The following is a 20,034-nucleotide window of genomic DNA, read 5'->3' as shown; positions in this document are numbered from 1 at the left end:
ATGCGCAAACACATCCTGGCCGCCGTGCAAGCGCACGCCGCGGCGGAATACCCGCGGGAATGTTGCGGGTTGCTCATGACCGTGGGACGCACCCAGCGGTACATCCCATGCGACAACACCGCTACCGATCCTGCAGAGGAATTCCGCATCTCGCCGGAGCAGTACGCGGCGGTAGAAGACCAGGGCGAGGTGATCGGCATCGTTCACTCGCATCCAGATGCCACCAGCCGGCCGTCACCCCGTGACCTGGCTATGTGCGAGGCAACTGGGCTGCCCTGGTACATCCTGTCCTGGCCGGAGGGCGACCTGCGCACCGTCACGCCCACCGGCCATGCGCCGTTGCTCGGGCGGCCGTTCGTGCACGGCGCCTGGGACTGCTGGCAGGTCTGTGCGGACTGGTACAAGCGGGAGTGGGGCCTGGATTTCCCGGTCTATACCCGGCAAGAGGGCTGGTGGGAGCAGGCAGACGGCCCGAGTCTCTACGAGCAGGCCTATGAGGCAGCCGGCTTCTACCCGGTCAGCCAGCCGCAGCGCGGCGATATGATCGTCATGGCCGTGGGCCGCACGGCTCACCCGAACCACGCCGGCATCTACCTGGGCGCTGACGCTCGGCTGCCGGAGGAAGCGGCGGAGGTCTTCGGGCCTGGCCCGTTCATGCTGCACCATCTGCTGGGGCGGCCATCAGAAATCGTTGTGTTCGGCGGGCCATGGCTCGACCGGACGCGGCTGGTGCTGCGTCATCGCCTCGCCAAGTGATACATTCCCTGTTTTCAGGGAGGGATGACATGCGAATTCTGTTCGGTGCGTTTGGGCTGGCATTGCTGACTGGTTGCGCGAGCGTTGCTGAAACACGAAGTAATCCGCCACTTCTGACCTTGAGTTCTCAGAAATCCGCCCAACAGGTTGCGGAGTGCATTCGCGATAGCTGGCAGAGCACAACGGTGCTAGGAGCAAGCGTCGGTGGCATCCTGCAGTCATCTGGAGCACGTTACTCAGTTCTCGCACCTGACGCACAGGCACCACTGCATCTTGTCGATATTGAGCCGAACGGTGCGGGTTCTACTGTTCGTTACCACTTCTACCGCACCTGGCAGTCGCCGCTCGATCGAGTCACCGATGCTGTTACCGCCTGTGCCCGGTAACTGATGTGCTTATCTCAAGCCACCTTCGGGTGGCTTTTTTGTTTCTGGAGAAAGGTAATGAGCGCCTTAACAATTGAGTATCAACCGGTGACCACCGTACTGTTGTACGGAAAACTTCGTCAGTTCGGGCGGTCGTTCAGGCTGTCTGTCCGCTCTCCTGCGGAGGCGATCAAGGCCCTCTGTATCCAAATTCCAGGTTTCGAGCGGTTCCTCGCTAACTCCAAGGCTGAGGGGCTCGAATTCGCCATATTTCGTGGTGAGAGGAACCTGGAGGAAAAAGAGCTTGGATTTGGTGGCACAGGAGACATACGGATTGCTCCTGTAATTGCGGGCAGCAAGCGCGCCGGTCTTCTTCAGACCATCATCGGCGTTGCTATCGTGGCTTTGGCCTGGTGGAACCCCCTAGGCTGGTCTGCTGCTACCGCTCTCGCAGTTGGCATGGGCGGCGGCTCGATGGCGTTGGGTGGCGTGATCCAAATGCTGAGCCCACAAGCTCAAGGGCTAACAATGAGCGGTTCCCCAGAGAATCTCCCCAGCTACGCCTTCGGCAGCGCCAAGAACACCACGGCCAGCGGCAATCCCGTCCCGATCTGTATCGGCAAACGCCGCTGGGGTGGGGCGATCATCTCAGCGTCCATCGAAGCGCAAGACAAGGCCTGAGGCCAATTCAGTAAGCAGACCGCCACGTGGCGGTTTTTTTATGCCTGGAGGAAAGCATGGGCGCAGCAGCTCACCTGGATATCAGCGGCGCCAAGGGCGGCGAGAGCAAGCCGAAGACGCCGGTAGAGGCTCCGGACAGCCTTCAGTCGACTAACATTGCGAAGATCCTGCTGGCGGTCGGAGAGGGCGAGTTTGAAGGTACGCCGACCGACCGCGATATCTACCTCGACAACACACCAATCATGGACGCCAGTGGCAACGTGAACTTCCCAGGTGTGAAGTGGGAATGGCGCCGTGGCAGCGTTGAGCAGGACTACATCCAGGGCATCCCCTCGGTAGAGAGCGAGAACACCGTCAACGTCGAACTGCGCAGTGACAACCCGTTCACACGCTCGCTTAGCAATACGCAGCTCTCGGCGGTGCGCGTTCGTATGTCCTGGCCTCGCCTGGTCAAGCAGGACAGTAGCGGCAACACCAATGGTTACCGCATCGAGTATGCCATCGACATTGCAACCGACGGCGGGGCATACGTCGAAGCTCACCGCGGCGCCGTCGACGGCAAGACCACCAACGGCTACCAGCGCTCTGTTCGCGTGAATCTGCCCCCGGCCACATCCGGCTGGATGCTGCGTGTCCGCCGCATCACGCCGAACGCCAACAGCGGCACCGTCGGCGACACGATGACCATCGCCGGCTACACCGAAATCATCGATGAAAAGCTGCGGTACCCGAACACCGCGCTTCTGTACATCGAGTTCGATGCCCAGCAGTTCCAGAACATCCCGGCTGTAACTGTCGATTGCAAGGCCAAGCGCTGGCCGGTACCAAGCAACTACGACCCGGAAACCCGCACCTATACGGGCGTGTGGGACGGCACCTTCAAGCAGGCCTGGACCAACAACCCGGCGTTCGTCACCTACGGCCTGTGTGTCGAGGACCGTTTTGGCCTGGGCAAGCGCATCAAGTCGTGGATGGTCGACAAGTGGGAGATGTACCGCATCGCCCAATACTGCGACCAATTGGTGCCGGATGGAGTAGGCGGGCAGGAGCCGCGCTACTTGTGCGACATGAACCTGCAGGGCCGCGCCGAGGCCTGGACGCTGCTGCGCGACCTTTCGGCCATTTACCGCGGCATGGTGTACTGGGCCCACGGCTCGCTGTTCATGCAGGCAGACATGCCGCGCGCTCAGGACATCGACTATGTGTTCACCCGAGCCAACGTCATTGACGGCGAGTTCGTGTATGGCGGGGCCGAGCGCAACACCCACTACAGCCGCGCCCTGGTCAGCTACGACAACCCTGCCAACAACTACGACACCGATGTGATCCCGGTGACCGACCTGGCGCTGCAGCGGCGGTACCGCGACCGGCCGATCGAGATCTCGGCCATCGGCTGCACGCGCGCCTCCGAAGCCCAGCGCCGGGGGAAGTGGGCACTGCTGAGCAACAGCCAGGACCGGACTGTTACCTTCAAGACTGGCATGGAGGGCCGCATTCCGCTGCCTGGGTTTGTCATCCCGGTGGCGGATGAGCTGGTGGCCGGCCGCCCGAACGGTGGCCGGATCTCGTCCGCTGCCGGCCGTGTGGTCACCCTCGATCGCGACACGCCGATCAAGGCAGGTGACCGCTTAATCGTGAACCTGCCCAACGGCACCGCCCAGGCGCGCACCGTGCAGTCTGTGGCCGGGCGCGCGGTGACGGTAACGACTGAATACAGCGTGCAGCCAGAGCCCGAGCTGCAGTGGGCAATCGACTACGAAGACCTGGCGGTGCAGCTGTTCCGCGTGCTGAAGACCACCCGCACCCAGGAAGGCGAGTACGAGATCACTGCGCTCGAGTTCAACCCAAGCAAGTTCGCAGCAATCGACACCGGCGCCAAGTTGGACGAGCGCCCGATCAGCGTCATTCCGGTCACTACCGTACCGCCGCCGGCCAGCGTGTCGCTGACTTCGGCCTACGCCGTGGATCAGGGGATCGCTGTCAGCACCATGACCATCAGCTGGCCGGCGGTCCAGGGGGCGGTTGCTTACGATGTGGAGTGGCGCAAGGACAACGGCAACTGGATCCGCCTGCAGCGTACCGGTGCAAACTCGATCGATGTGGTGGGCATCTATGCTGGCGCCTACCTGGCCAGGGTTCGAGCCGTCAGCTCGTTCGACATAACGTCGATCTGGCGTGACTCGACGCTCACTGAGCTGAAGGGAAAGGAGGGGGTGCCGCCGGCGGTCACATACTTGGCGGCCACCTCGATCGTCTTCGGCATCTCGTTGAAATGGGGCATCCCACCTGGTGCCGAGGACACCCAGCGGACAGAGATCTGGTACAGCCCAACGAACAGCCTGGAGGCAGCAACGAAGCTCGCCGACCTGGCCTACCCGCAGACCGAGCACGTAATGCAAGGCCTGAAGGCCGGTGTGTCGTTCTTCTTCTGGGCGCGCCTGGTGGACCGAACCGGCAACATCGGCCCATGGTACCCGACTGGCAATGGCGTGCTTGGCCAGTCTGGGGCGGATGCCAGCCCGGTGCTCGAGCTGATCAGTGGCCAGATCACCGAGAGCGAGCTTGGGCAGAATCTGCTGAGCGAAATCGAGAAGATTTCCGGCGAAGGCCCGGAGTCGGTGAATGGCCGTATCGAGGCGGCCAAGCAGGAGCTGGAGGACCTGATCACTGATTTGACCGACCCGCTCGAGTACGTGGCTACCAACGCTTACGCCAAGGACGACGCCGTGCGCAGCGGACAGCGCTTGTACATGGCCATTGCGCCGGTACCGGCGGCGGCCAACGGCAGCAACGCCCCGCCGAACCCGGCTTACTGGGTCGATATCGGCAGCATTGCCTCGGCGGCAAATGGCCTGGCGCAGGCGGTGACCAAGAACACCACGGACATCGCGACGGTTGATGGGAAAGTGACGGTGAACGCGGCCATGCTTCAGGCCGTGCAGTCGGCGTACCGCGACGAAAACCCGGAAGGCGCGCTCACTGATGCGCTACGGGGCTGGGATACGCTTGCCAAGGTCTCGGAAGAGACGCGCACGCGCGCAACGCAGAACGAAGCCATGGCCACCAGGCTGGTGGTGGTGGAGTCGCGCGTCGATGACAACATCGCAAGCGTCCGGTCCTTGGAGCGCACGGTGGCTACCAACGAGAGCGCGACGGCCAGCCGACTCACCGAGGTCAATACCAAGGTGGCCGGAAACACCGCGAGCATTTCGCAGCTGGAGACCACAGTCACCGACAACGAAAGCTCGACTGCCTCGCGCCTCCAATCGGTCAATGCACGGGTCGATGCCGCTAATCAGGCACTCGATCAGGAGAAGCTTGACCGTGACGGCGCGGTGACAGGCGAGCGTCAGGCGCGGGAAGCGGCTGTAGAGAACGAGGCGACTGTTCGGGCGGATGCGGACGAGGCGTTGGGCCTATTGGTCGAAACCGTCAGCGCCCAAGTGGACGAGAACACCGGCAAGATCCAGACCGTGGAGCAGGCCCAGGCAGACACCAACCAGGCAGTTGCCTCGATGCGCACCAATATTGAGGCGGTGTACACGGCTGGGCGGGACGACAACGCCGAGGGTGAGCTTGCCGGGTCGCTGAAGGCTTGGGAAAGCACTGCCAAGATCGCCGAGGAGTCGAAGACGCGGGCCACCGCAATTGACGCCCAGGCGAAGAAAACCGAAACGCTGGAGGTGTCGTTCAATTCGGCGCTCGATAAAGCCAACGGTGAGATACAGAAAACCAGCGCCTCGGTGCAGGTCACCAGCCAGGCCTTGGCTGCACTTGACGACAAAGCCAGCACCATGTGGTCGGTCAAGATGCAGGTCAATGCCCAAGGCCAGTACGTTGCCGCGGGCATTGGCCTCGGCATCGAGAACGGTCCGGCCGGGCTGCAGAGCAAGTTCCTTGTATCGGCAGACCTCTTCGCGGTGGTCAACGGCATCAACGGTACGCTTTCCTCGCCGTTCGCGGTACAGGGCGGGCAGGTGTTCATGAATGAGGCCTTCATCCAAGACGGCACCATTACGAATGCCAAGATCGGCAGCTACATCAGTTCGACCAACTACGTGGCCGGCCAGCAAGGCTGGATCCTGAACAAGAGCGGGACGTTCGAGATCAACGGCATGGTGGCAGGGCAGGGGCGCTTGCTGATCAACAACCAGCGGCTGCGCATCTACCACGCCAACGGCAACCTGGCGATTGACCTGGGAGTGAGCGTATGACGGCAGGCCTGAAGGTCTACGACCCGAGCGGCTTGGCGCTGCTGGATATGACCAGTTCGATCAGCCAGATGATGGGTTACGTGGATACGGGGGCGGCCAATGGGTCGCTCTCGATTCCCCTGCCGCCGGCTGGGAGAACGCTGTTCTACGCCATCACCGAGCTTTCCGCCCAGAACAAGTACCTCGGCAAGCGGCCAGGGGTGACCCTGGCCGTGGGGGCCTCCGCCGCCACCCTGGCTTGGCAGTACTCATACGCCGGCGGCTGGGGATTCTACTCACTCAACTGCCGCATTCACTATGGCTACTACTAATGTCAGCAGGTCTGAAGGTTTACAAGGAGAACGGGCAGTTACTGTTCGATACCGAGAAGATTACTTACGGTCTTCTTAAAAGCGGCTATCTCTCGTTCCAGGTCAATTGGCCACGCCTCTATCATCGCTCAGCCCAGTTGCCACCCAATGAAGGGAGCAGTTATGCAGAGTCGTCGATTACCGATGCAGTCCACGGTTTCAGCGTTACGGGGGCAGTAGCGCCGATCGTATTCATCACGGGTTCGGGGATCTCTTGCGGATCCTCAAAGTCAGGTGACACCACGACGTTCTACTTCATCGGGGCCAGCCCCTCAACGAAGTTCTACTACTTCGACACCATGCGGAACACGCTGAATGGGGCCGGCCTAAAGTGCTACGACGAATCCGGCGTGCTCACCTTTAACTCTCTGCAGTATCCGCTCAATATCGTCGCCAGGATAAATGCGCCACCACCCCCAACACCGACGGTAATCAACGGTATTGCCATGTACGGCGTTCCTTTCGCCGGCGCGACCAAGCAGGCTACCAGGTTTATCAGTAGCGGCCCCTACTACTGCGTGGCGAGGATCTTTATCGCGATAGGATCGGGTGAGTTCGCTGCTAGCACGACCTTTTCACGCTCGCTCGGGCAAGGGATCATGGATGATATGTCTTCGCCAGGCTCGCCATTCCCGGCTCGCGGGAGCATGCAAGCGCACATGGATGGCGCATATGGTGCAGCCGGAGGCATCTACTTCATGGCCTGCGACGCTGCGCGCACCACGATGATTTACAGCACTACTGCTGCCACCAGCTATTTCGACATCCCCACCGATCGATACCCGCAGGCGCTCGTCATCAAGACGGACAACCTGCCATTTCCATTCAACTAATCGGAGCATCCTATGCCCTGGTACAGGACAGGCACGGTCGCGATCACGGCTGGCCAAACAACGGTGACCGGTACCGGCACCAACTTTTCCGCGAATGCCCGGGTGGGCGATGCTCTGCTGGGACCGGACGGCAACTGGTACGAGGTGACCAACATTGCCAGCGGCACGGTGCTCAGCATCCTGCCGGCATATAAGGGGGCAACAGTAGCCGGCGGCACCTATGCAATCGTGCCGGTGCAGGGCTACACCAAGACCCTGGCCGACAAGTTCAACGACATCGCCAACACCTGGGGTTCGACGTTGGCCGGCCTCGGCTCCGTCTCGACCGAGAACGTAGTTCCCGTGGCTAAAGGAGGAACCGGAGGTGATACGCAGTCCTCTGCGAGGACCGGGTTGGGCCTGGGATCAGCTGCCACAGCTGCGTTGGTGGGCAGCGTCACACAAGGCGGAGGTGCCGTTGTCGAATACGGAAGTAATTCAAATGGAACGTACTGCAAACTCGCCGGCGGTTTGATGATCTGTCAGACCGCCGGTGCAACCCTCTTACCCCCTGCGGGCATAGGCTATGTGGGCTGGACTTTCCCGGCCCAATTCCTTGGGGGGGTTCCTGCGTTCGTAGACTTGATCGCAGAGCCTGGGCAGGGCTCCGACATCAGAAGCTACGCCTGTCAGTCGCAGTATCAAGGGACGACAACAACTGGCACTACGTTCCTTACCTACATGGCCTCATCGGTGGGATGCAAGGCCATTGCTATCGGGAGATGGATGTAATGATTATCAAACTGTCGCCAGTTCGTTCTGATTCGATGCTGTCAGTCACCAAAGCGGGTGATGCCCTTGTCGTCAATGGTGTGTCATTCGATTTTTCGCGACTTAAGGACGGCGAGACCCTTCCGGCAAAAGCGATATCCAGCGACTGGATTACCCAAGACGTAGCGCGTGGCGGTGCGGATATCGAGATTACTTTGATCATGCCTCATGCGGTAGATGCGCCAGAATCGGCGAGATTCCCTGTAGATATCGTAAGCCCTGCTGACGGCGTCATTCGGCTTCCAGGACTTGAGTCGGAGCCATCGCAGCCGCCGATCATGGCCGGCGTAATCGACTGGAGTCAGGTGATTACCGCAGTGATGAAGCAGGAGCAGGAGGCGGCTGTTCTGCTCGTCCAGATTGCCGATCAGATCACCGCCCGCCGCCTCGTGGTAGACACCGCGATCGCGCCGCTGCAGGACGCGGTTGATCTTGAGGTGGCCACCGAGACTGAGGCAGCCCTGCTGAAAGAGTGGAAGCGCTACCGCGTGGCGCTGAGCCGTCTTCCCGAGCAGGAAGGGTACCCAACGACCATCAACTGGCCCACGCCTCCGGCCTGATCCAGCTGAACTTACCTGCTGTCCAAAGAACACAACCGGCCGCGAGCCGGTATTTTTTTGCCTGGAGCAACCCCATGACTGCACGCGGTGTACGCAACAACAACCCCGGCAATATCGACTTCAACCCGAGGAACGCTTGGCAGGGCCAGCTGGGCATGGAGGAGGGCGTGGCCAAACCGCGCTTCGCCAGGTTCGACCAGGCCGAGAATGGTATTCGTGCCCTGGGCAAGCTGCTGCTGAACTACCGGGGCAAGGACGGTATGCCCGGTGTCGGCCGCCCTGGCATCGACACCCCGCTGGAGTTCATCAGCCGCTGGGCGCCGTCCAGCGAGAACAACACCCTGGCCTACGCCCAGGCCATTGCCAAGCGTCTCGGCGTCGGCGTGCGCGACTCAATCGACATCTCCAAGCCGCAGGTGCTGCGCGAGGCAGTGGTAGGGATCATCGTCCACGAGAACGGCGGCAACCCGTACACGGATCAGGTGATTGACGAGGGTGTGCGGAGGGCGTTGGCATGACGTCCTTGGCTATGCGTGCTCTTGGCGCCGGCCTGTTGATCCTGCTGGGCGTCCTGTTGGGTATCTGGTCCGCTACAGGGCACTTCCGGCCGCTGCTGGACGCTGAGCAGAACCAGGTGGCCAGCTGCAAAGCTGCTCGGGACAATCTCAGCGGGTTGGCGGTGGAGCAGGGCAAGGCCATGGGCGACCTGACCCTGGCGGCAAAGACTCGCCAGGCCGGGGCTGAGCAGGCGGTTGGCAAGGCGAAGGCCAGCGCGGAAGTCGACTACGCCGCGGCAAACCGCCTGCAGCAGGAGCGCACCGGTGGCGACCAGTGCACAGCAGCCACCTCGATTATCGACAAGGAGCTTGGGCTATGACGATGGTGGTGAACTCGCTCACCTGTAGGAGCGAAATGGCCATTTATCAGGCTGCAAGCCACGTAATACGAGGCCTTGCCTGTGGGAGCGGGCTGGTGCTGGCGCTGACCGGCTGTGCCGGTAAGAGCGAACCTCAGATCCAGTACGTTCGCGTCGAGGTACCGGTGCAGGTGCCATGCCGGGCGCCGGAGATCGCAGTACCGGCCTGGGCAGCCGCCGGCCTGCGGAAGGCCGACAGCCTAGAGGTGAAGGTGCGGGCGCTTTTAGCTGAGCGTCGGCAGCGGCTCGGCTACGAGAAGGAGCTGGTGGCCGCTGTTGACGCGTGTCGATGAGTCACTTTGGAATTTGACTAAGCATCAGCATGATAGATGCCCCAATTGTCTGAGCATTCTGCACAACTTGTACTGAGTCGTTGATCCTGCCAACAAGGCTGAAAAATTTATCCATAAGGCCGCTTGTTTGAGGATCTTGTTGGGCGCTTTCCACCTCTGCCTTATACCGGTAAATTGCACCGCCGATACGGTCTATCTCGTCTTGGATCCCCTCTGCACCAGATATCCGATAGCCGATCAAAGCGCTGCGGAGCCCCTCAATGTTCTTTGCGAACAACAGCTTCAAGTGTTCGGGAAGCTGCGAGTTCAGGCATTCTCCCAACAGTTCTGCAAGACCTGATAAAAGAGCATTGATCTCCTGCTGGTCAAAGGCGGTCGCGCCGTATTTGAAGCCCAGCATATGATCGCCAAACTCCAAACCGCTGATCATCTTGTCGTTGACGTGCGCTTTAATCGTGTTCCACTGCTGATCCAAGCTGAATCTGGAGAGCATGACCTCGATTTGCGGGAAGGGCGCGAGATAGATGGTTGGGTCCCCTGGGGCGTGCTGCATGGTAGCTTCCTTGGCTTCATTCAGCAGATTTATCAATCTTGCCACCCCATTCAGCATGGCACTTGTGTCGTTCCTGTCACAAGCGAAAATCTGTGCCCATGCGTCTCTGCACCTGGTGCTATCGGGAATGCTGTTGACCTGCTGGAGAATGTCCAGCAATCGTCCCGTAGGGTTATTCTTGATCTCCAACCGTAGTCTCCCGCCGGCTCAACGCTGTCATTAAGCTGGCATTCCCCAGCCAAAACAGCCCATTTGGACACAAAAAAGGCACTTGCGAGATTCGCTAAGTGCCTGATTTGTAAGGATTATTTGGTGGAGCCGGGGGGATTTGAACCCCCGTCCGCCAGTACTCCGCTGTCGGTACTACATGCTTAGCCGTGTCTACTGATTTAATCCGCAGCCGCCCGACGGGCAGGGTGCTTTGGATGAGTTGTGTAAGTTTTAGTCACTTCGCCCACAACGTGCTACGCGACGATCCTGTTCTGTATGACAATCATTTCGGGTTTACAGGCATCCCCTAGTGATTGCTGGAGCCGAAGCTACCAGAAGCAAAGGTCACTTACGCTGCGAGAGCGTAGGATTCCTCGCCGTAGGTTTCGTCATTGGCAACTATAGAAGTTGCAACAGTGGATTTACGAGTTCTGTTACCAACTCGGCATGCACCTAGAGTTTCGCTACCGGCGTCGAATCCTAATCGGCCCCGCACTAGCTCTTGGCTAACGCACCTTACGGCGCGTAGGACGGAGTATACGCCATTGCGCGGGCGACGTCGACAGCCGGTCCAGTCGCCCGCTTTGGGGCTTATGCGCCGCCGTTGCCGCTACTGCTGCCTTTCTCGGTTTTTTCCAGGCGCTCCAGCACTTTGCTGGTAATGGCGATGCATTCCTTAATGTCGCCCGAGGCCTGGGCGGCCTTGGCTTTGTCGACGTGCTCGGTGATGGCTTTGTCCAGGCCCTCGGAGGTGGCGCCGGCGGTGGCCATGCTGTTGTCGATTTTTTGCAGATTGGTGGTGCAGAGGTCTTCGGCGGCGAACACCGGCGAAGCCAGCAGGGTGGCGGCCGCGAACAGGGCCGAAAGTGCGGTACCTTTCATGGGTGTCTCCTCTGGGGCCTCTGGAAGGTGGGCCTGTAAGGTGGACTGTGGGGGATTGGCGGGGGTTCAATCGGGATGTGTGGGGGGGCAGGTGCTTGGCGTGGGATGTTCGGGGCCTGGGAGATCGAGCGCCGCCCGCGCGGCGCATCGCGAGCTGCGCTCGCTCCTACGTTTGTTTCGGGCCAATTATTCCTGGGGGAATTGCGCGCGATCCCCTTGGCGCATGACGCGATATCGCGTCGTACAAACAAGGCGGTCGCGCGCGGCTGTCACAGGCATGGCGCGATATCGCGTCGTACAAACAAGGCGGTCGCGCGCGCCTGTCACAGGCATAACTGGCCCGAAACAAACGTAGGAGCGAGCGCAGCTCGCGATGCGCCGCGCGGGCGGCGCTCGATCTCCCAGGCGCCACACCCCCCACGGCGAACGACCCCCACGGCGAACCCCCCCGCCCTAAATACTGCGCGGCCGGGTGACGCGGTCTACCAGGTAAACCAAACCGTGATAGTCGATACCACTGTGGCTCGACAGGCCAATCTCGCAGGTACGGCTGGTAGAAATACCTTCGCTGCAATACTGCACGGCGTCCTTCAGGCTGCGCAGCGAGTGGGCGTTCAACTCGGGGGTGGTAAAGCCTTTGTCACCGGCAAACCCGCAGCAATGAATGCCTTCCGGAATCACCACCTGTTTGCTGCAGCGCCGCGCCAGGTCGATCAAGGCCTGGCTTTCGCCCAGGTGCTGGGTGCTACAGGTCACGTGCACGGCTACCGGTTCGTCCTGGGGGGTGAACTCCAGCCGGTCGAGCAAGTGAGTGCGGATGAAGCGCACCGGGTCGTACAGGTCCAGCCGGGTGTCGCCCAGGTCCTGCACCAGGCGCAGGGTGCAGGGGCTGGTATCGCAATAGATCGGGTCGAGGCCGCCGCGGCTGGCGTGCAGCAGGGCGGTGATCAGCTCCTGGCGCTTGTGTTCGGCCTGCTCGGGGTAGCCCTTGGAGGCGAACGGTTGGCCGCAGCACAGGCTGTCGGCGTTGTCGGGGAACACCACCTGGTAACCGGCCTTTTCCAGCAGGGCGCGGGTTTTTTCCAGCAGCGAGCTTTGCTCGCGGTCGGCATAGGCCGGGCCCATTACCCGGGAGACGCAGGCAGCCAGGTACACCACGCGGGGGCGGGCGTCGTTGCTGGTGGCGCCGAAGGCCAGTGGGCGCAGCGGTTGCGGCATGGCCGGGGTCCATTGGGGCAGGCGGCCTTTGCTGGCTTTGCTCAGCGAGGCGCTCAGGCGGCCCAGGCGCGGGGCGCCAAGCAGCTTGCGTGCGGTATTGGCGGCGGTCAGGGTCAGGCGCGCACCGCTTAGGGCAGTGTGGAAATGCTCGGCCAGCCAGTCGGCGGTTTTAGCGTGGTCGGCGGCCTGGCTGCGCAGTTTCTTCACCAGCTCGCCGGTGTTGATGCCGACCGGGCAGCGCTGGGCGCACAGGCCGGTAGCGGCGCAGGTGTCGATGCCCTGGTACTGGTAGCTTTGCATCAGTGCGCGGGTATCGATGCCGGCGCGTTGCTTGGCCTGGATGTCACGCCACATGACGATGCGCTGGCGCGGGCTGAGGGTCAGGCCCTTGGACGGGCACACCGGTTCGCAGAAGCCGCACTCGATGCACTTGTCGACGATTTCGTCGGCGGCAGGTAGCGGCTTGAGGTTTTTCAGGTGGATATCCGGGTCGTCGCTCAACACCACGTCGGGGTTGAGGATGCCGTTGGGGTCGAGCAGGCGCTTGAGCTTCCACATCAGCTGGTAGGCGTCGTGCCCCCACTCCAGCTCCACGAAGGGCGCCATGTTGCGCCCGGTGCCGTGCTCGGCCTTGAGCGAGCCGCCGAACTCCACCGCCACCAGCTGCGCCACGTCGTCCATGAACGCCTGGTAACGGGCGACTTCTTCGGCGCTGTTGAACCCCTGGGTAAAGACGAAGTGCAGGTTGCCTTCCAGCGCGTGGCCGAAAATGATCGCTTCGTCATAGTGGTGCTTGTCGAACAGCTGGATCAGGCGGTTGACGCCTTCGGCCAGTTGCTCGACGGGGAAGGTCACGTCTTCGATGATGACCGTGGTGCCGGTCTGGCGCACGGCACCGACGGCGGGGAAGGTGTCCTTGCGGATTTTCCACAGCTGGTTGTACACGGCCGGGTCTTCGCTGAAGTCCACTTGCTGTTCCAGCGGGAAGTCGGCGATCGAGGCCATGATCTGCTGCAGTTGCTCGTGCAACAGGCTTTGGCTGGCGGCGCGGGATTCGATCAGCAGGGCGCAGGCATTGTCCGACAGGCCTTTTACCCACAGCGGCATGCCGGGCATGTTCTGCACCGAGCGCAGGCTGCGGCGGTCGAGCAGTTCCACGGCAGAAACCGGCTGCTGCTTGAGCACGGGTACCGCGCGGCAGCAGCTTTCGACGCTGGGGAACACCAGCAGGGCGCTGGCCTTGTGCGGGTGGTCGGGCACGGTGTCGTACGTGACGGCGCTGATGAAGCCCAGGGTGCCTTCGGAGCCGACCAGCAGGTGCTGCAGGATGTCCAGCGGCTGGTCGTAGTCCACCAGTGCGTTCAGTGACAGGCCGGTGGTGTTCTTCAGCCGGTATTTGTGCCGGATGCGCTCGGCCAGCGCGGTGTTGGCGCGGGTTTCGCGGCCCAGGCGGGCCAGAGCTTCCAGCAGTTCGGCGTGGCTGTTTTCGAAGGCGGCCACGCTGGCCGGGTCTTCGCTGTCCAGGCGGGTGCCGTCAGCCAGCACCAGGCGCAGGCCCGCCAGGGTGTGGTAGGTGTTCTGCGCGGTGCCGCAGCACATGCCACTGGCGTTGTTGGCGACGATGCCGCCGATCTTGCAGGCGTTGATCGAGGCGGGGTCGGGGCCGATCTTGCGCCCGAAGGGGGCCAGCCAGGCGTTGGCCTGGGCGCCGATCACGCCGGGTTGCAGGCGAATCTGCTCGCCCTGGCGACGGATTTCGCGGCCGTTCCAGTTATCGCCGAGCACGATCAGCACCGAGTCGCTGATGGCCTGGCCAGACAGGCTGGTGCCGGCAGCGCGGAAGGTGACCGGCACCCGCTCGCGCTGGGCCAGTTTGATCAGGCCAACCACTTCGTCCTCGGACTCGACGCGCACCACCAACTTGGGGATCAGGCGGTAGAAGCTGGCGTCGGTGCCGAAGGCCAGGGTGGAGGTGGGGTCGTCGAAGCGGCGTTCGGCGGGGATCAGGCGCTCGGCATCACGCAGGAACGCGGCGGGCAGGCTCATGCAGTCTCCTCGCGGGGCTGTGGCGTCTGTGCGCTACATGCCCCGGGTCATTCAGGCGGTGGTTCTTGCAGGCGTTCAGGCGCCCAGTTCGCGTACCAGCGAGTCGCGGGTGATCTCGCTGATCGACTTGGCACCGGTCAGCACCATGGCCACGCGCATTTCCTTTTCGAACAGCTCAAGCAGGTTTTTCACGCCGGCCTGGCCATGCACGGCAAGGGCATAGAGGAAGGCGCGGCCGATCAGTACGGTGTCGGCACCCAGGGCGATCATGCGCACCACGTCCAGGCCACTGCGAATGCCCGAGTCGGCCAGGATCTTCAGGTCGCCTTTGACCGCGTCGGCAATTGCCGGCAGGGCGCGGGCGCTGGACAGCACGCCGTCGAGCTGGCGGCCGCCGTGGTTGGACACCACGATACCGTCGGCACCGAACTTGACCGCATCGCGGGCGTCATCGGCATCGAGAATGCCCTTGATGATCATCGGGCCGTCCCAGAACTCACGGATCCACTCCAGGTCTTTCCAGGAAATGGACGGGTCGAAGTTGTTGCCCAGCCAGCCGATGTAGTCGGCAAGGCCGGTGGGGTTGCCACGGTATTTGGAGATGTTGCCCAGGTCATGCGGGCGGCCCATCACGCCCACATCCCATGCCCACTCGGGGTGGGTCATGGCTTGCAGCACGCGGCGCAGCGGGCCGTTCTTGCCGCTCATGCCAGAGTGGGCGTCGCGGTAGCGGGCACCGGGCACGGGCATGTCGACGGTGAACACCAGGGTCTTGACGCCAGCGGCCTTGGCGCGCTCCAGGGCATTGCGCATGAAGCCGCGGTCCTTGAGCACATACAGCTGGAACCACATTGGCCGGTCGATGGCGGGCGCCACTTCTTCGATCGGGCACACCGACACGGTAGACATGGTGAACGGGATGCCATGGGCGGCTGCCGCGCGCGCCGCCTGCACTTCGCCACGGCGGGCGTACATGCCGGTGAGGCCGACCGGGGCCAGGGCCACCGGCATGCTCAGGGTTTCGTCGAACAGCTTGGTTTCAAGGCTGAGCTCGGACATGTTGTTCAGCACGCGCTGGCGCAGGGCGATGCCAGCCAGGTCCGACACGTTGTGGCGCAGGGTGTGCTCGGCGTAGGCGCCGCCGTCAGCGTAGTGGAACAGGAAGGGGGGCAGCTTGCGTTGGGCCGCGGCGCGATAGTCGGTAGAGGCAGAAATGATCATGGATTCTCGCAGCGTTGCTTGTGGGAGTGCCGGGCGCGCGACGGCGCCCGGCCCCTTTCACTTTAGTGATGAACCAGCATGCCGGTCAGCCAGTAAGCCTGGATCAGGGTGATCAGGCCGACGATGGTGGCGAAGAACAGGCTGTGCTTGACGGTGAAGCGGAACAGGTCGGATTCCTTGCCGACCAGGCCGGTAGCGGCGCAGGCCACGGCGATCGATTGCGGCGAGATCATCTTGCCGGTTACGCCGCCGCTGGTGTTGGCCGCCACCAGCAGGGTGTCGTTGACCCCGATCTGGTGCGCGGTGGTGGCCTGCAGCGAGCTGAACAGGGCGTTGGACGAGGTGTCCGAGCCGGTCAGGAACACGCCCAGCCAGCCGAGGAACGGCGAGAAGAACGGGAACGCGGCGCCGGTACCGGCCAGCACCAGGGCCATGGTCGAGGACATGCCTGAGTAGTTGGTGACGAAGGCGAAGGCCAACACCATGCCGATCGACAGAATCGGCCAGCGCAGTTCCCAGAAGGTTTCTTTGAAAGTGGTAAGACCAGTTTTGAAATTGATCTTCAGCACCGCCATCGAGATCAGCGCCGAGAGGAAGATCGCGGTGCCGGTGGCGGAGATCGGGTCGAGCTTGAACACCGCTGGCATGGCGGCTGGCGCGGCAACGATCGGTGCGGTCTTGATCACCAGTTGGTCGAGGTGCGGGATGGCGAAGTTGAACACGAAGTTGTACATCGCGCCGCCCGGAGCGAAAGCCGCCTTGAACGGCTTCAAGGTCCAGATGGTGACCAGTACGGTGAGGATCAGGAACGGCGACCAGGCCTTGAAGATCTCGCCAAAGCTGTACGGGCTAGGCTGGCTGCCGCTTGGCTGCACAACGGCTGCGCCGACACTGCCTTTGGCCTCGCTGAACGCGCGCTTGGGCTGCCAGACTTTCAGGAACAGGGTGAGGCAGATCAGGCTGGCCAGTGCCGAGGTGATGTCTGGCAGTTCCGGGCCGATGAAGTTCGAGGTGAAGTACTGGGTGACGGCAAAGCTCAGGCCGGCGACCAGGGCGGCAGGCCAGGTTTCCTTCACGCCACGCAGGCCGTCCATCATGAACACCAGCCAGAACGGCACGAACAGCGACAGCAACGGCAGCTGGCGGCCGGTCATGGCGCCGATGTGGAAGGCGTCGATACCGGTAACCTGGCCGGCCACGATGATCGGGATGCCCAGGGCGCCGAAGGCCACTGGCGCGGTGTTGGCGATCAGGCACAGGCCGGCAGCGTACAGCGGGTTGAAGCCCAGGCCCACCAGCAGTGCGGCAGTGATGGCCACCGGTGCGCCAAAGCCCGCCGCACCTTCGAGGAAGGCGCCGAAGCAGAAGCCGATCAACAGCACTTGCAGGCGCTGGTCGTCGGTAATCGACAGCACCGAGCTGCGGATCACTTCGAACTGGCCGCTCTTGACCGTGAGTTTGTACAGGAACACCGCGGCAACGATGATCCAGGCAATTGGCCAGAGGCCGTAGAGGAAGCCGTAACCCGCGGCGGCGAGGGCCATGTCGACAGGCATCTGGAAGGCGAAGATCGCCACCAGGATCGACAGCGCGAGGGTGATGCTGCCCGCTACGTGGCCCTTGAGGCGGAACACGGCGAGGGCCAGGAAGAAGAACACGATAGGGATGACCGCCGCCAGTGCGGACAGGCCGAGACTACCAAGCGGGGTATAGAGTTGTTGCCAGGTTTGCATATGGGGTGGCCCCTAATTGTTGTTGGTCAGGCACTGGCATTGGATAATTGGTAAGACCAATTTACAATGGCTGGACGCTAGGTTAAAAGCGCTGTCGTGGGTGTGTCAATTTGTCCTGTGCAAAACTTTTGTCGTGTACCGATGAGCGGGCATCTGATGTGCTGGGAAAATCGGGGCTTGATGGGTGTTTGCGTGGCCTGGATCGGCGAGAATAGGCACCCCCTGACATTTGCCCGGGGGTTTGTGGAGAGCATGTGATGGTTTTTGATCAGGTACGCCAACGGCGCCTGTCCGACGACATTGTCGATCGGCTGGAAGGGATGATTCTGGAAGGCACGCTGACCTCGGGGCAGCGGCTGCCGGCCGAGCGCGTCCTGGCCGAGCAGTTTGGTGTGTCCCGCCCGTCACTGCGTGAGGCGATCCAGAAGCTGGTGGCCAAGGGGCTGCTGGTCAGTCGTCAGGGCGGGGGCAATTTTGTGGCGGAGTCGTTGGGGTCCACCTTCAGCGACCCGTTGCTGCAGTTGCTCGAGCACAGTGCCGAAGCGCAGCGTGACCTGCTCGAGTTCCGCCATACCCTGGAGGCGTCCTGCGCCTATTACGCTGCCCAGCGTGCCACCGAGCCGGACCGGGCGCGCTTGAAGGCGGCCTTCGATACGCTGCAGGACTGCTATGCCAGGTTCGACGAGGTAACCCGTGCGGAGGAGGGCGCGGCTGATGCGCGCTTCCACCTGGCGATCGCCGAGGCCAGCCATAACGCGGTGTTGCTGCACACCATCCGGGGGTTGTTCGACCTGCTCAAGCGCAACGTGGTGACCAACATCGGCGGCATGTACCAGCAGCGCACCGAAACCCGGGACATGCTGATCAGTCAGCACCGGGAACTATACCTGGCGATTGTCGAGGGCAGGGCGGAGGATGCGCGGGAGGTGTCCAGCCGGCACATTTTGTATGTGCAGGAGGTGCTGGAAGAAGCGCACGAAGAAGCGCAGCGGGTGGCGCGGGCGGAGCGGCGCAGCGGGCGCTGAGACTTTTATGGGCAGTACCTGCCTCTTCGCGGGCAAGCCCGCTCCCACAGGATAGGCGCCGGGCTTGAATCTGGTGCCCTTCCTTTGGGAGCGGGCGTGCCCGCGAAGAGGCTGCTTCCACAGGATGGCGCCGGGCTTGAATCCGGTGCCCTTCCTGTGGGAGCGGGCGTGCCCGCGAAGAGGCAGCTCCCACAGGATAGGCGCCGGGCTTGAATCTGGTGCTCTTCCTGTGGGAGCGGGTTTACCCGCGAAGAGGCCGGAACAGGCTAGAGACCAATTAGTCTTCCTTGCCCTTGTTCCGCACAGCCCGCTGCAGCTCGCGGTTGGAATCGCGTTCGCGCATGGTGTCGCGCTTGTCGAATTCCTTCTTGCCCTTGCCCAGTGCGATTTCGCACTTGATCAGGTGCTTGCTCCAGTACAGCGCCAAAGCCACACAGGTGTAGCCTTTTTGCGCCACAGCCGCTTCCACGCGCTCTAGCTCGCGCTTGTTCAGCAGCAGCTTGCGGGTGCGTGTAGGGTCGGCGATGACGTGGGTGCTGGCCGTGGTCAGCGGGGTGATGTGGCTGCCGAACAGCCAGGCCTCACCGTCCTTGAGCAGCACGTAGCTGTCAGTCAGGTGCGCCTTGCCGGCTCGCAGGCTTTTTACTTCCCAGCCGGACAGGACCAGCCCGGCCTCGAACTTGTGTTCGATGAAGTAATCGTGTCGCGCTTTCTTGTTTTGCGCGATGGTCCCGGTCGGATGTTTTTTTTGCTTAGCCATAGGGGCGGCATTATAGGCAAGTCCGCGCGTCGTCCGCTATGGGATTTCGGTGTGCTTGAGCCACTGGAATGAATACCGGACAATACAAACCCTGTCATACGCACAGAACCTGTTTTCGGCACGCTGCGAAGCGTCGCCACCCAGCCTTGGAAGTGACGCCTGGATGACTACCCATATTCAACGCTCCGCCCTGCTGCCATACCCCGCCCAGGCGCTTTACGATCTGGTCAACGATGTGGCCAGCTACCCTGAGTTTTTGCCGTGGTGCTCGGCCTCGACGGTGATCGAAACCAGCGATACACACATGCGTGCCAAGCTCGAAGTGGCCAAGGGTGGCATGAGCCAGCACTTCGTTACGCGTAACGTGCTGGTGCCGGGGCAGTCCATCGAGATGAACCTCGAAGAAGGGCCATTCACCCAGCTGCATGGTGTTTGGGTGTTCAAGCCACTGGGTGAAAAAGCCTGCAAGATCAGCCTGGACCTGTCCTTCGATTACGCTGGGCCGATTGTGCGCGCCACGTTGGGCCCGCTGTTCAATCAGGCGGCCAACACACTGGTCGATGCGTTCTGCCAGCGTGCCAAGCAATTGAATGCCTGACGGATAAGGC

General features: G+C 62.1%; 19 protein-coding genes and 1 other RNA gene. 13 read left to right on the top strand and 7 right to left on the bottom strand.

All coding sequences use genetic code 11. The features are described 5' to 3' along the window. From ACE4QZ_RS23740 to ACE4QZ_RS23690, 11 genes are all read left to right on the top strand, one after another. The gene (locus ACE4QZ_RS23740; protein ID WP_103444139.1) at positions 1–756 is read left to right on the top strand and encodes a C40 family peptidase; all 756 of its coding nucleotides are present in this window, start codon (positions 1–3) and stop codon (positions 754–756) included. Positions 757–785: 29 nt separating this feature from the next. Continuing rightward, positions 786–1,142 (top strand): hypothetical protein, encoded by a 357-nt coding sequence (locus ACE4QZ_RS23735; protein ID WP_146048248.1) that lies wholly within the window; start codon positions 786–788, stop codon positions 1,140–1,142. 57 nt (positions 1,143–1,199) lie between these two features. Further along, the gene (locus tag ACE4QZ_RS23730; protein ID WP_103444140.1) at positions 1,200–1,802 is read left to right on the top strand and encodes a tail assembly protein; all 603 of its coding nucleotides are present in this window, start codon (positions 1,200–1,202) and stop codon (positions 1,800–1,802) included. A gap of 56 nt (positions 1,803–1,858) precedes the next feature. After that, the gene (locus tag ACE4QZ_RS23725; protein WP_410480205.1) at positions 1,859–6,016 is read left to right on the top strand and encodes a DUF1983 domain-containing protein; all 4,158 of its coding nucleotides are present in this window, start codon (positions 1,859–1,861) and stop codon (positions 6,014–6,016) included. Next, positions 6,013–6,327 carry a hypothetical protein gene (locus ACE4QZ_RS23720; protein WP_392469757.1) on the top strand — a complete coding sequence of 105 codons (315 nt, stop codon included), beginning with the start codon at positions 6,013–6,015 and terminating at the stop codon, positions 6,325–6,327. The genes ACE4QZ_RS23725 and ACE4QZ_RS23720 overlap by 4 nt, the downstream gene beginning before the upstream one ends. Then, entirely contained in the window at positions 6,327–7,199 is an 873-nt protein-coding gene (locus ACE4QZ_RS23715) for a hypothetical protein (RefSeq protein ID WP_410480204.1), read from the top strand. The genes ACE4QZ_RS23720 and ACE4QZ_RS23715 overlap by 1 nt, the downstream gene beginning before the upstream one ends. A gap of 12 nt (positions 7,200–7,211) precedes the next feature. Continuing rightward, complete coding sequence (locus ACE4QZ_RS23710) at positions 7,212–7,970, top strand: hypothetical protein (protein ID WP_410480203.1); 759 nt, start codon at positions 7,212–7,214, stop codon at positions 7,968–7,970. Further along, entirely contained in the window at positions 7,970–8,569 is a 600-nt protein-coding gene (locus ACE4QZ_RS23705) for a tail fiber assembly protein (RefSeq protein ID WP_305883415.1), read from the top strand. The genes ACE4QZ_RS23710 and ACE4QZ_RS23705 overlap by 1 nt, the downstream gene beginning before the upstream one ends. Before the next feature lie 74 nt (positions 8,570–8,643). Further along, positions 8,644–9,087 carry a structural protein P5 gene (locus ACE4QZ_RS23700; RefSeq protein ID WP_161551356.1) on the top strand — a complete coding sequence of 148 codons (444 nt, stop codon included), beginning with the start codon at positions 8,644–8,646 and terminating at the stop codon, positions 9,085–9,087. Next, on the top strand, positions 9,084–9,446 hold the full coding sequence (locus tag ACE4QZ_RS23695; RefSeq protein ID WP_161551357.1) for a hypothetical protein: 363 nt from the start codon (positions 9,084–9,086) through the stop codon (positions 9,444–9,446). Before ACE4QZ_RS23700 ends, ACE4QZ_RS23695 begins: the two co-directional genes overlap by 4 nt. 35 nt (positions 9,447–9,481) lie before the next feature. Continuing rightward, on the top strand, positions 9,482–9,778 hold the full coding sequence (locus ACE4QZ_RS23690) for a hypothetical protein (protein WP_410480466.1): 297 nt from the start codon (positions 9,482–9,484) through the stop codon (positions 9,776–9,778). 1 nt (position 9,779) lies between these two features. Here the strand turns inward: ACE4QZ_RS23690 and ACE4QZ_RS23685 are convergent, their stop codons facing one another. The 6 genes from ACE4QZ_RS23685 to ACE4QZ_RS23660 all read right to left on the bottom strand — a co-directional run bounded on the left by ACE4QZ_RS23685 (position 9,780) and on the right by ACE4QZ_RS23660 (position 17,641). Next, positions 9,780–10,520, bottom strand: coding sequence for a hypothetical protein (locus ACE4QZ_RS23685; RefSeq protein WP_410480202.1), 741 nt, complete (start codon positions 10,518–10,520; stop codon positions 9,780–9,782). Positions 10,521–10,641: 121 nt separating this feature from the next. Beyond that, positions 10,642–11,033, bottom strand: a transfer-messenger RNA (tmRNA) gene (gene ssrA, locus ACE4QZ_RS23680). A 99-nt stretch (positions 11,034–11,132) separates the two neighbouring features. Beyond that, positions 11,133–11,423 carry a hypothetical protein gene (locus tag ACE4QZ_RS23675; protein ID WP_021784342.1) on the bottom strand — a complete coding sequence of 97 codons (291 nt, stop codon included), beginning with the start codon at positions 11,421–11,423 and terminating at the stop codon, positions 11,133–11,135. Positions 11,424–11,876: 453 nt separating this feature from the next. Beyond that, complete coding sequence (locus ACE4QZ_RS23670; RefSeq protein ID WP_021784341.1) at positions 11,877–14,687, bottom strand: FAD-binding and (Fe-S)-binding domain-containing protein; 2,811 nt, start codon at positions 14,685–14,687, stop codon at positions 11,877–11,879. Between the two features lie 75 nt (positions 14,688–14,762). Beyond that, positions 14,763–15,908 carry an FMN-dependent L-lactate dehydrogenase LldD gene (gene lldD, locus ACE4QZ_RS23665; protein WP_021784340.1) on the bottom strand — a complete coding sequence of 382 codons (1,146 nt, stop codon included), beginning with the start codon at positions 15,906–15,908 and terminating at the stop codon, positions 14,763–14,765. 62 nt (positions 15,909–15,970) lie between these two features. Continuing rightward, a complete protein-coding gene (locus ACE4QZ_RS23660) occupies positions 15,971–17,641 on the bottom strand; it encodes a lactate permease LctP family transporter (protein ID WP_021784339.1) in 1,671 nt (556 codons plus the stop codon). Positions 17,642–17,898: 257 nt separating this feature from the next. Here ACE4QZ_RS23660 and ACE4QZ_RS23655 point away from each other — a divergent pair, with 257 nt between their 5' ends. Continuing rightward, a complete protein-coding gene (locus ACE4QZ_RS23655; RefSeq protein ID WP_021784338.1) occupies positions 17,899–18,666 on the top strand; it encodes an FCD domain-containing protein in 768 nt (255 codons plus the stop codon). 277 nt (positions 18,667–18,943) lie between these two features. Here ACE4QZ_RS23655 and smpB read toward each other — a convergent pair whose 3' ends face one another. Then, positions 18,944–19,426: an SsrA-binding protein SmpB gene (gene smpB, locus ACE4QZ_RS23650; RefSeq protein WP_014592415.1), complete on the bottom strand. Its 483-nt coding sequence runs from the start codon at positions 19,424–19,426 to the stop codon at positions 18,944–18,946. 163 nt (positions 19,427–19,589) lie between these two features. On the opposite strand from smpB, the gene ACE4QZ_RS23645 reads away from it, so the two are divergent. Further along, a complete protein-coding gene (locus ACE4QZ_RS23645) occupies positions 19,590–20,024 on the top strand; it encodes a type II toxin-antitoxin system RatA family toxin (RefSeq protein ID WP_003249916.1) in 435 nt (144 codons plus the stop codon). The last annotated feature ends 10 nt before the right edge of the window (positions 20,025–20,034 follow it).

Source organism: Pseudomonas sp. DCA-1 (assembly GCF_046523955.1).
Taxonomy (GTDB): Bacteria; Pseudomonadota; Gammaproteobacteria; order Pseudomonadales; family Pseudomonadaceae; genus Aquipseudomonas; species Aquipseudomonas putida_Y.
The sequence above is the reverse complement of the archived record's forward strand: the minus strand, read 5'-3'. Positions and strand labels throughout refer to the sequence as shown.

Excerpts from the sequence above, each read along its gene's own strand:
- ACE4QZ_RS23740 (WP_103444139.1), top strand. The coding sequence starts at position 1 with ATGCGCAAACACATCCTGGCCGCCGTGCAAGCGCACGCCGCGGCGGAA.
- ACE4QZ_RS23735 (WP_146048248.1), top strand. The coding sequence starts at position 786 with ATGCGAATTCTGTTCGGTGCGTTTGGGCTGGCATTGCTGACTGGTTGC.
- ACE4QZ_RS23730 (WP_103444140.1), top strand. The coding sequence starts at position 1,200 with ATGAGCGCCTTAACAATTGAGTATCAACCGGTGACCACCGTACTGTTG.
- ACE4QZ_RS23725 (WP_410480205.1), top strand. The coding sequence starts at position 1,859 with ATGGGCGCAGCAGCTCACCTGGATATCAGCGGCGCCAAGGGCGGCGAG.
- ACE4QZ_RS23720 (WP_392469757.1), top strand. The coding sequence starts at position 6,013 with ATGACGGCAGGCCTGAAGGTCTACGACCCGAGCGGCTTGGCGCTGCTG.
- ACE4QZ_RS23715 (WP_410480204.1), top strand. The coding sequence starts at position 6,327 with ATGTCAGCAGGTCTGAAGGTTTACAAGGAGAACGGGCAGTTACTGTTC.
- ACE4QZ_RS23710 (WP_410480203.1), top strand. The coding sequence starts at position 7,212 with ATGCCCTGGTACAGGACAGGCACGGTCGCGATCACGGCTGGCCAAACA.
- ACE4QZ_RS23705 (WP_305883415.1), top strand. The coding sequence starts at position 7,970 with ATGATTATCAAACTGTCGCCAGTTCGTTCTGATTCGATGCTGTCAGTC.
- ACE4QZ_RS23700 (WP_161551356.1), top strand. The coding sequence starts at position 8,644 with ATGACTGCACGCGGTGTACGCAACAACAACCCCGGCAATATCGACTTC.
- ACE4QZ_RS23695 (WP_161551357.1), top strand. The coding sequence starts at position 9,084 with ATGACGTCCTTGGCTATGCGTGCTCTTGGCGCCGGCCTGTTGATCCTG.
- ACE4QZ_RS23690 (WP_410480466.1), top strand. The coding sequence starts at position 9,482 with ATGGCCATTTATCAGGCTGCAAGCCACGTAATACGAGGCCTTGCCTGT.
- ACE4QZ_RS23675 (WP_021784342.1), bottom strand. The coding sequence starts at position 11,423 with ATGAAAGGTACCGCACTTTCGGCCCTGTTCGCGGCCGCCACCCTGCTG.
- ACE4QZ_RS23670 (WP_021784341.1), bottom strand. The coding sequence starts at position 14,687 with ATGAGCCTGCCCGCCGCGTTCCTGCGTGATGCCGAGCGCCTGATCCCC.
- lldD (WP_021784340.1), bottom strand. The coding sequence starts at position 15,908 with ATGATCATTTCTGCCTCTACCGACTATCGCGCCGCGGCCCAACGCAAG.
- ACE4QZ_RS23660 (WP_021784339.1), bottom strand. The coding sequence starts at position 17,641 with ATGCAAACCTGGCAACAACTCTATACCCCGCTTGGTAGTCTCGGCCTG.
- ACE4QZ_RS23655 (WP_021784338.1), top strand. The coding sequence starts at position 17,899 with ATGGTTTTTGATCAGGTACGCCAACGGCGCCTGTCCGACGACATTGTC.
- smpB (WP_014592415.1), bottom strand. The coding sequence starts at position 19,426 with ATGGCTAAGCAAAAAAAACATCCGACCGGGACCATCGCGCAAAACAAG.
- ACE4QZ_RS23645 (WP_003249916.1), top strand. The coding sequence starts at position 19,590 with ATGACTACCCATATTCAACGCTCCGCCCTGCTGCCATACCCCGCCCAG.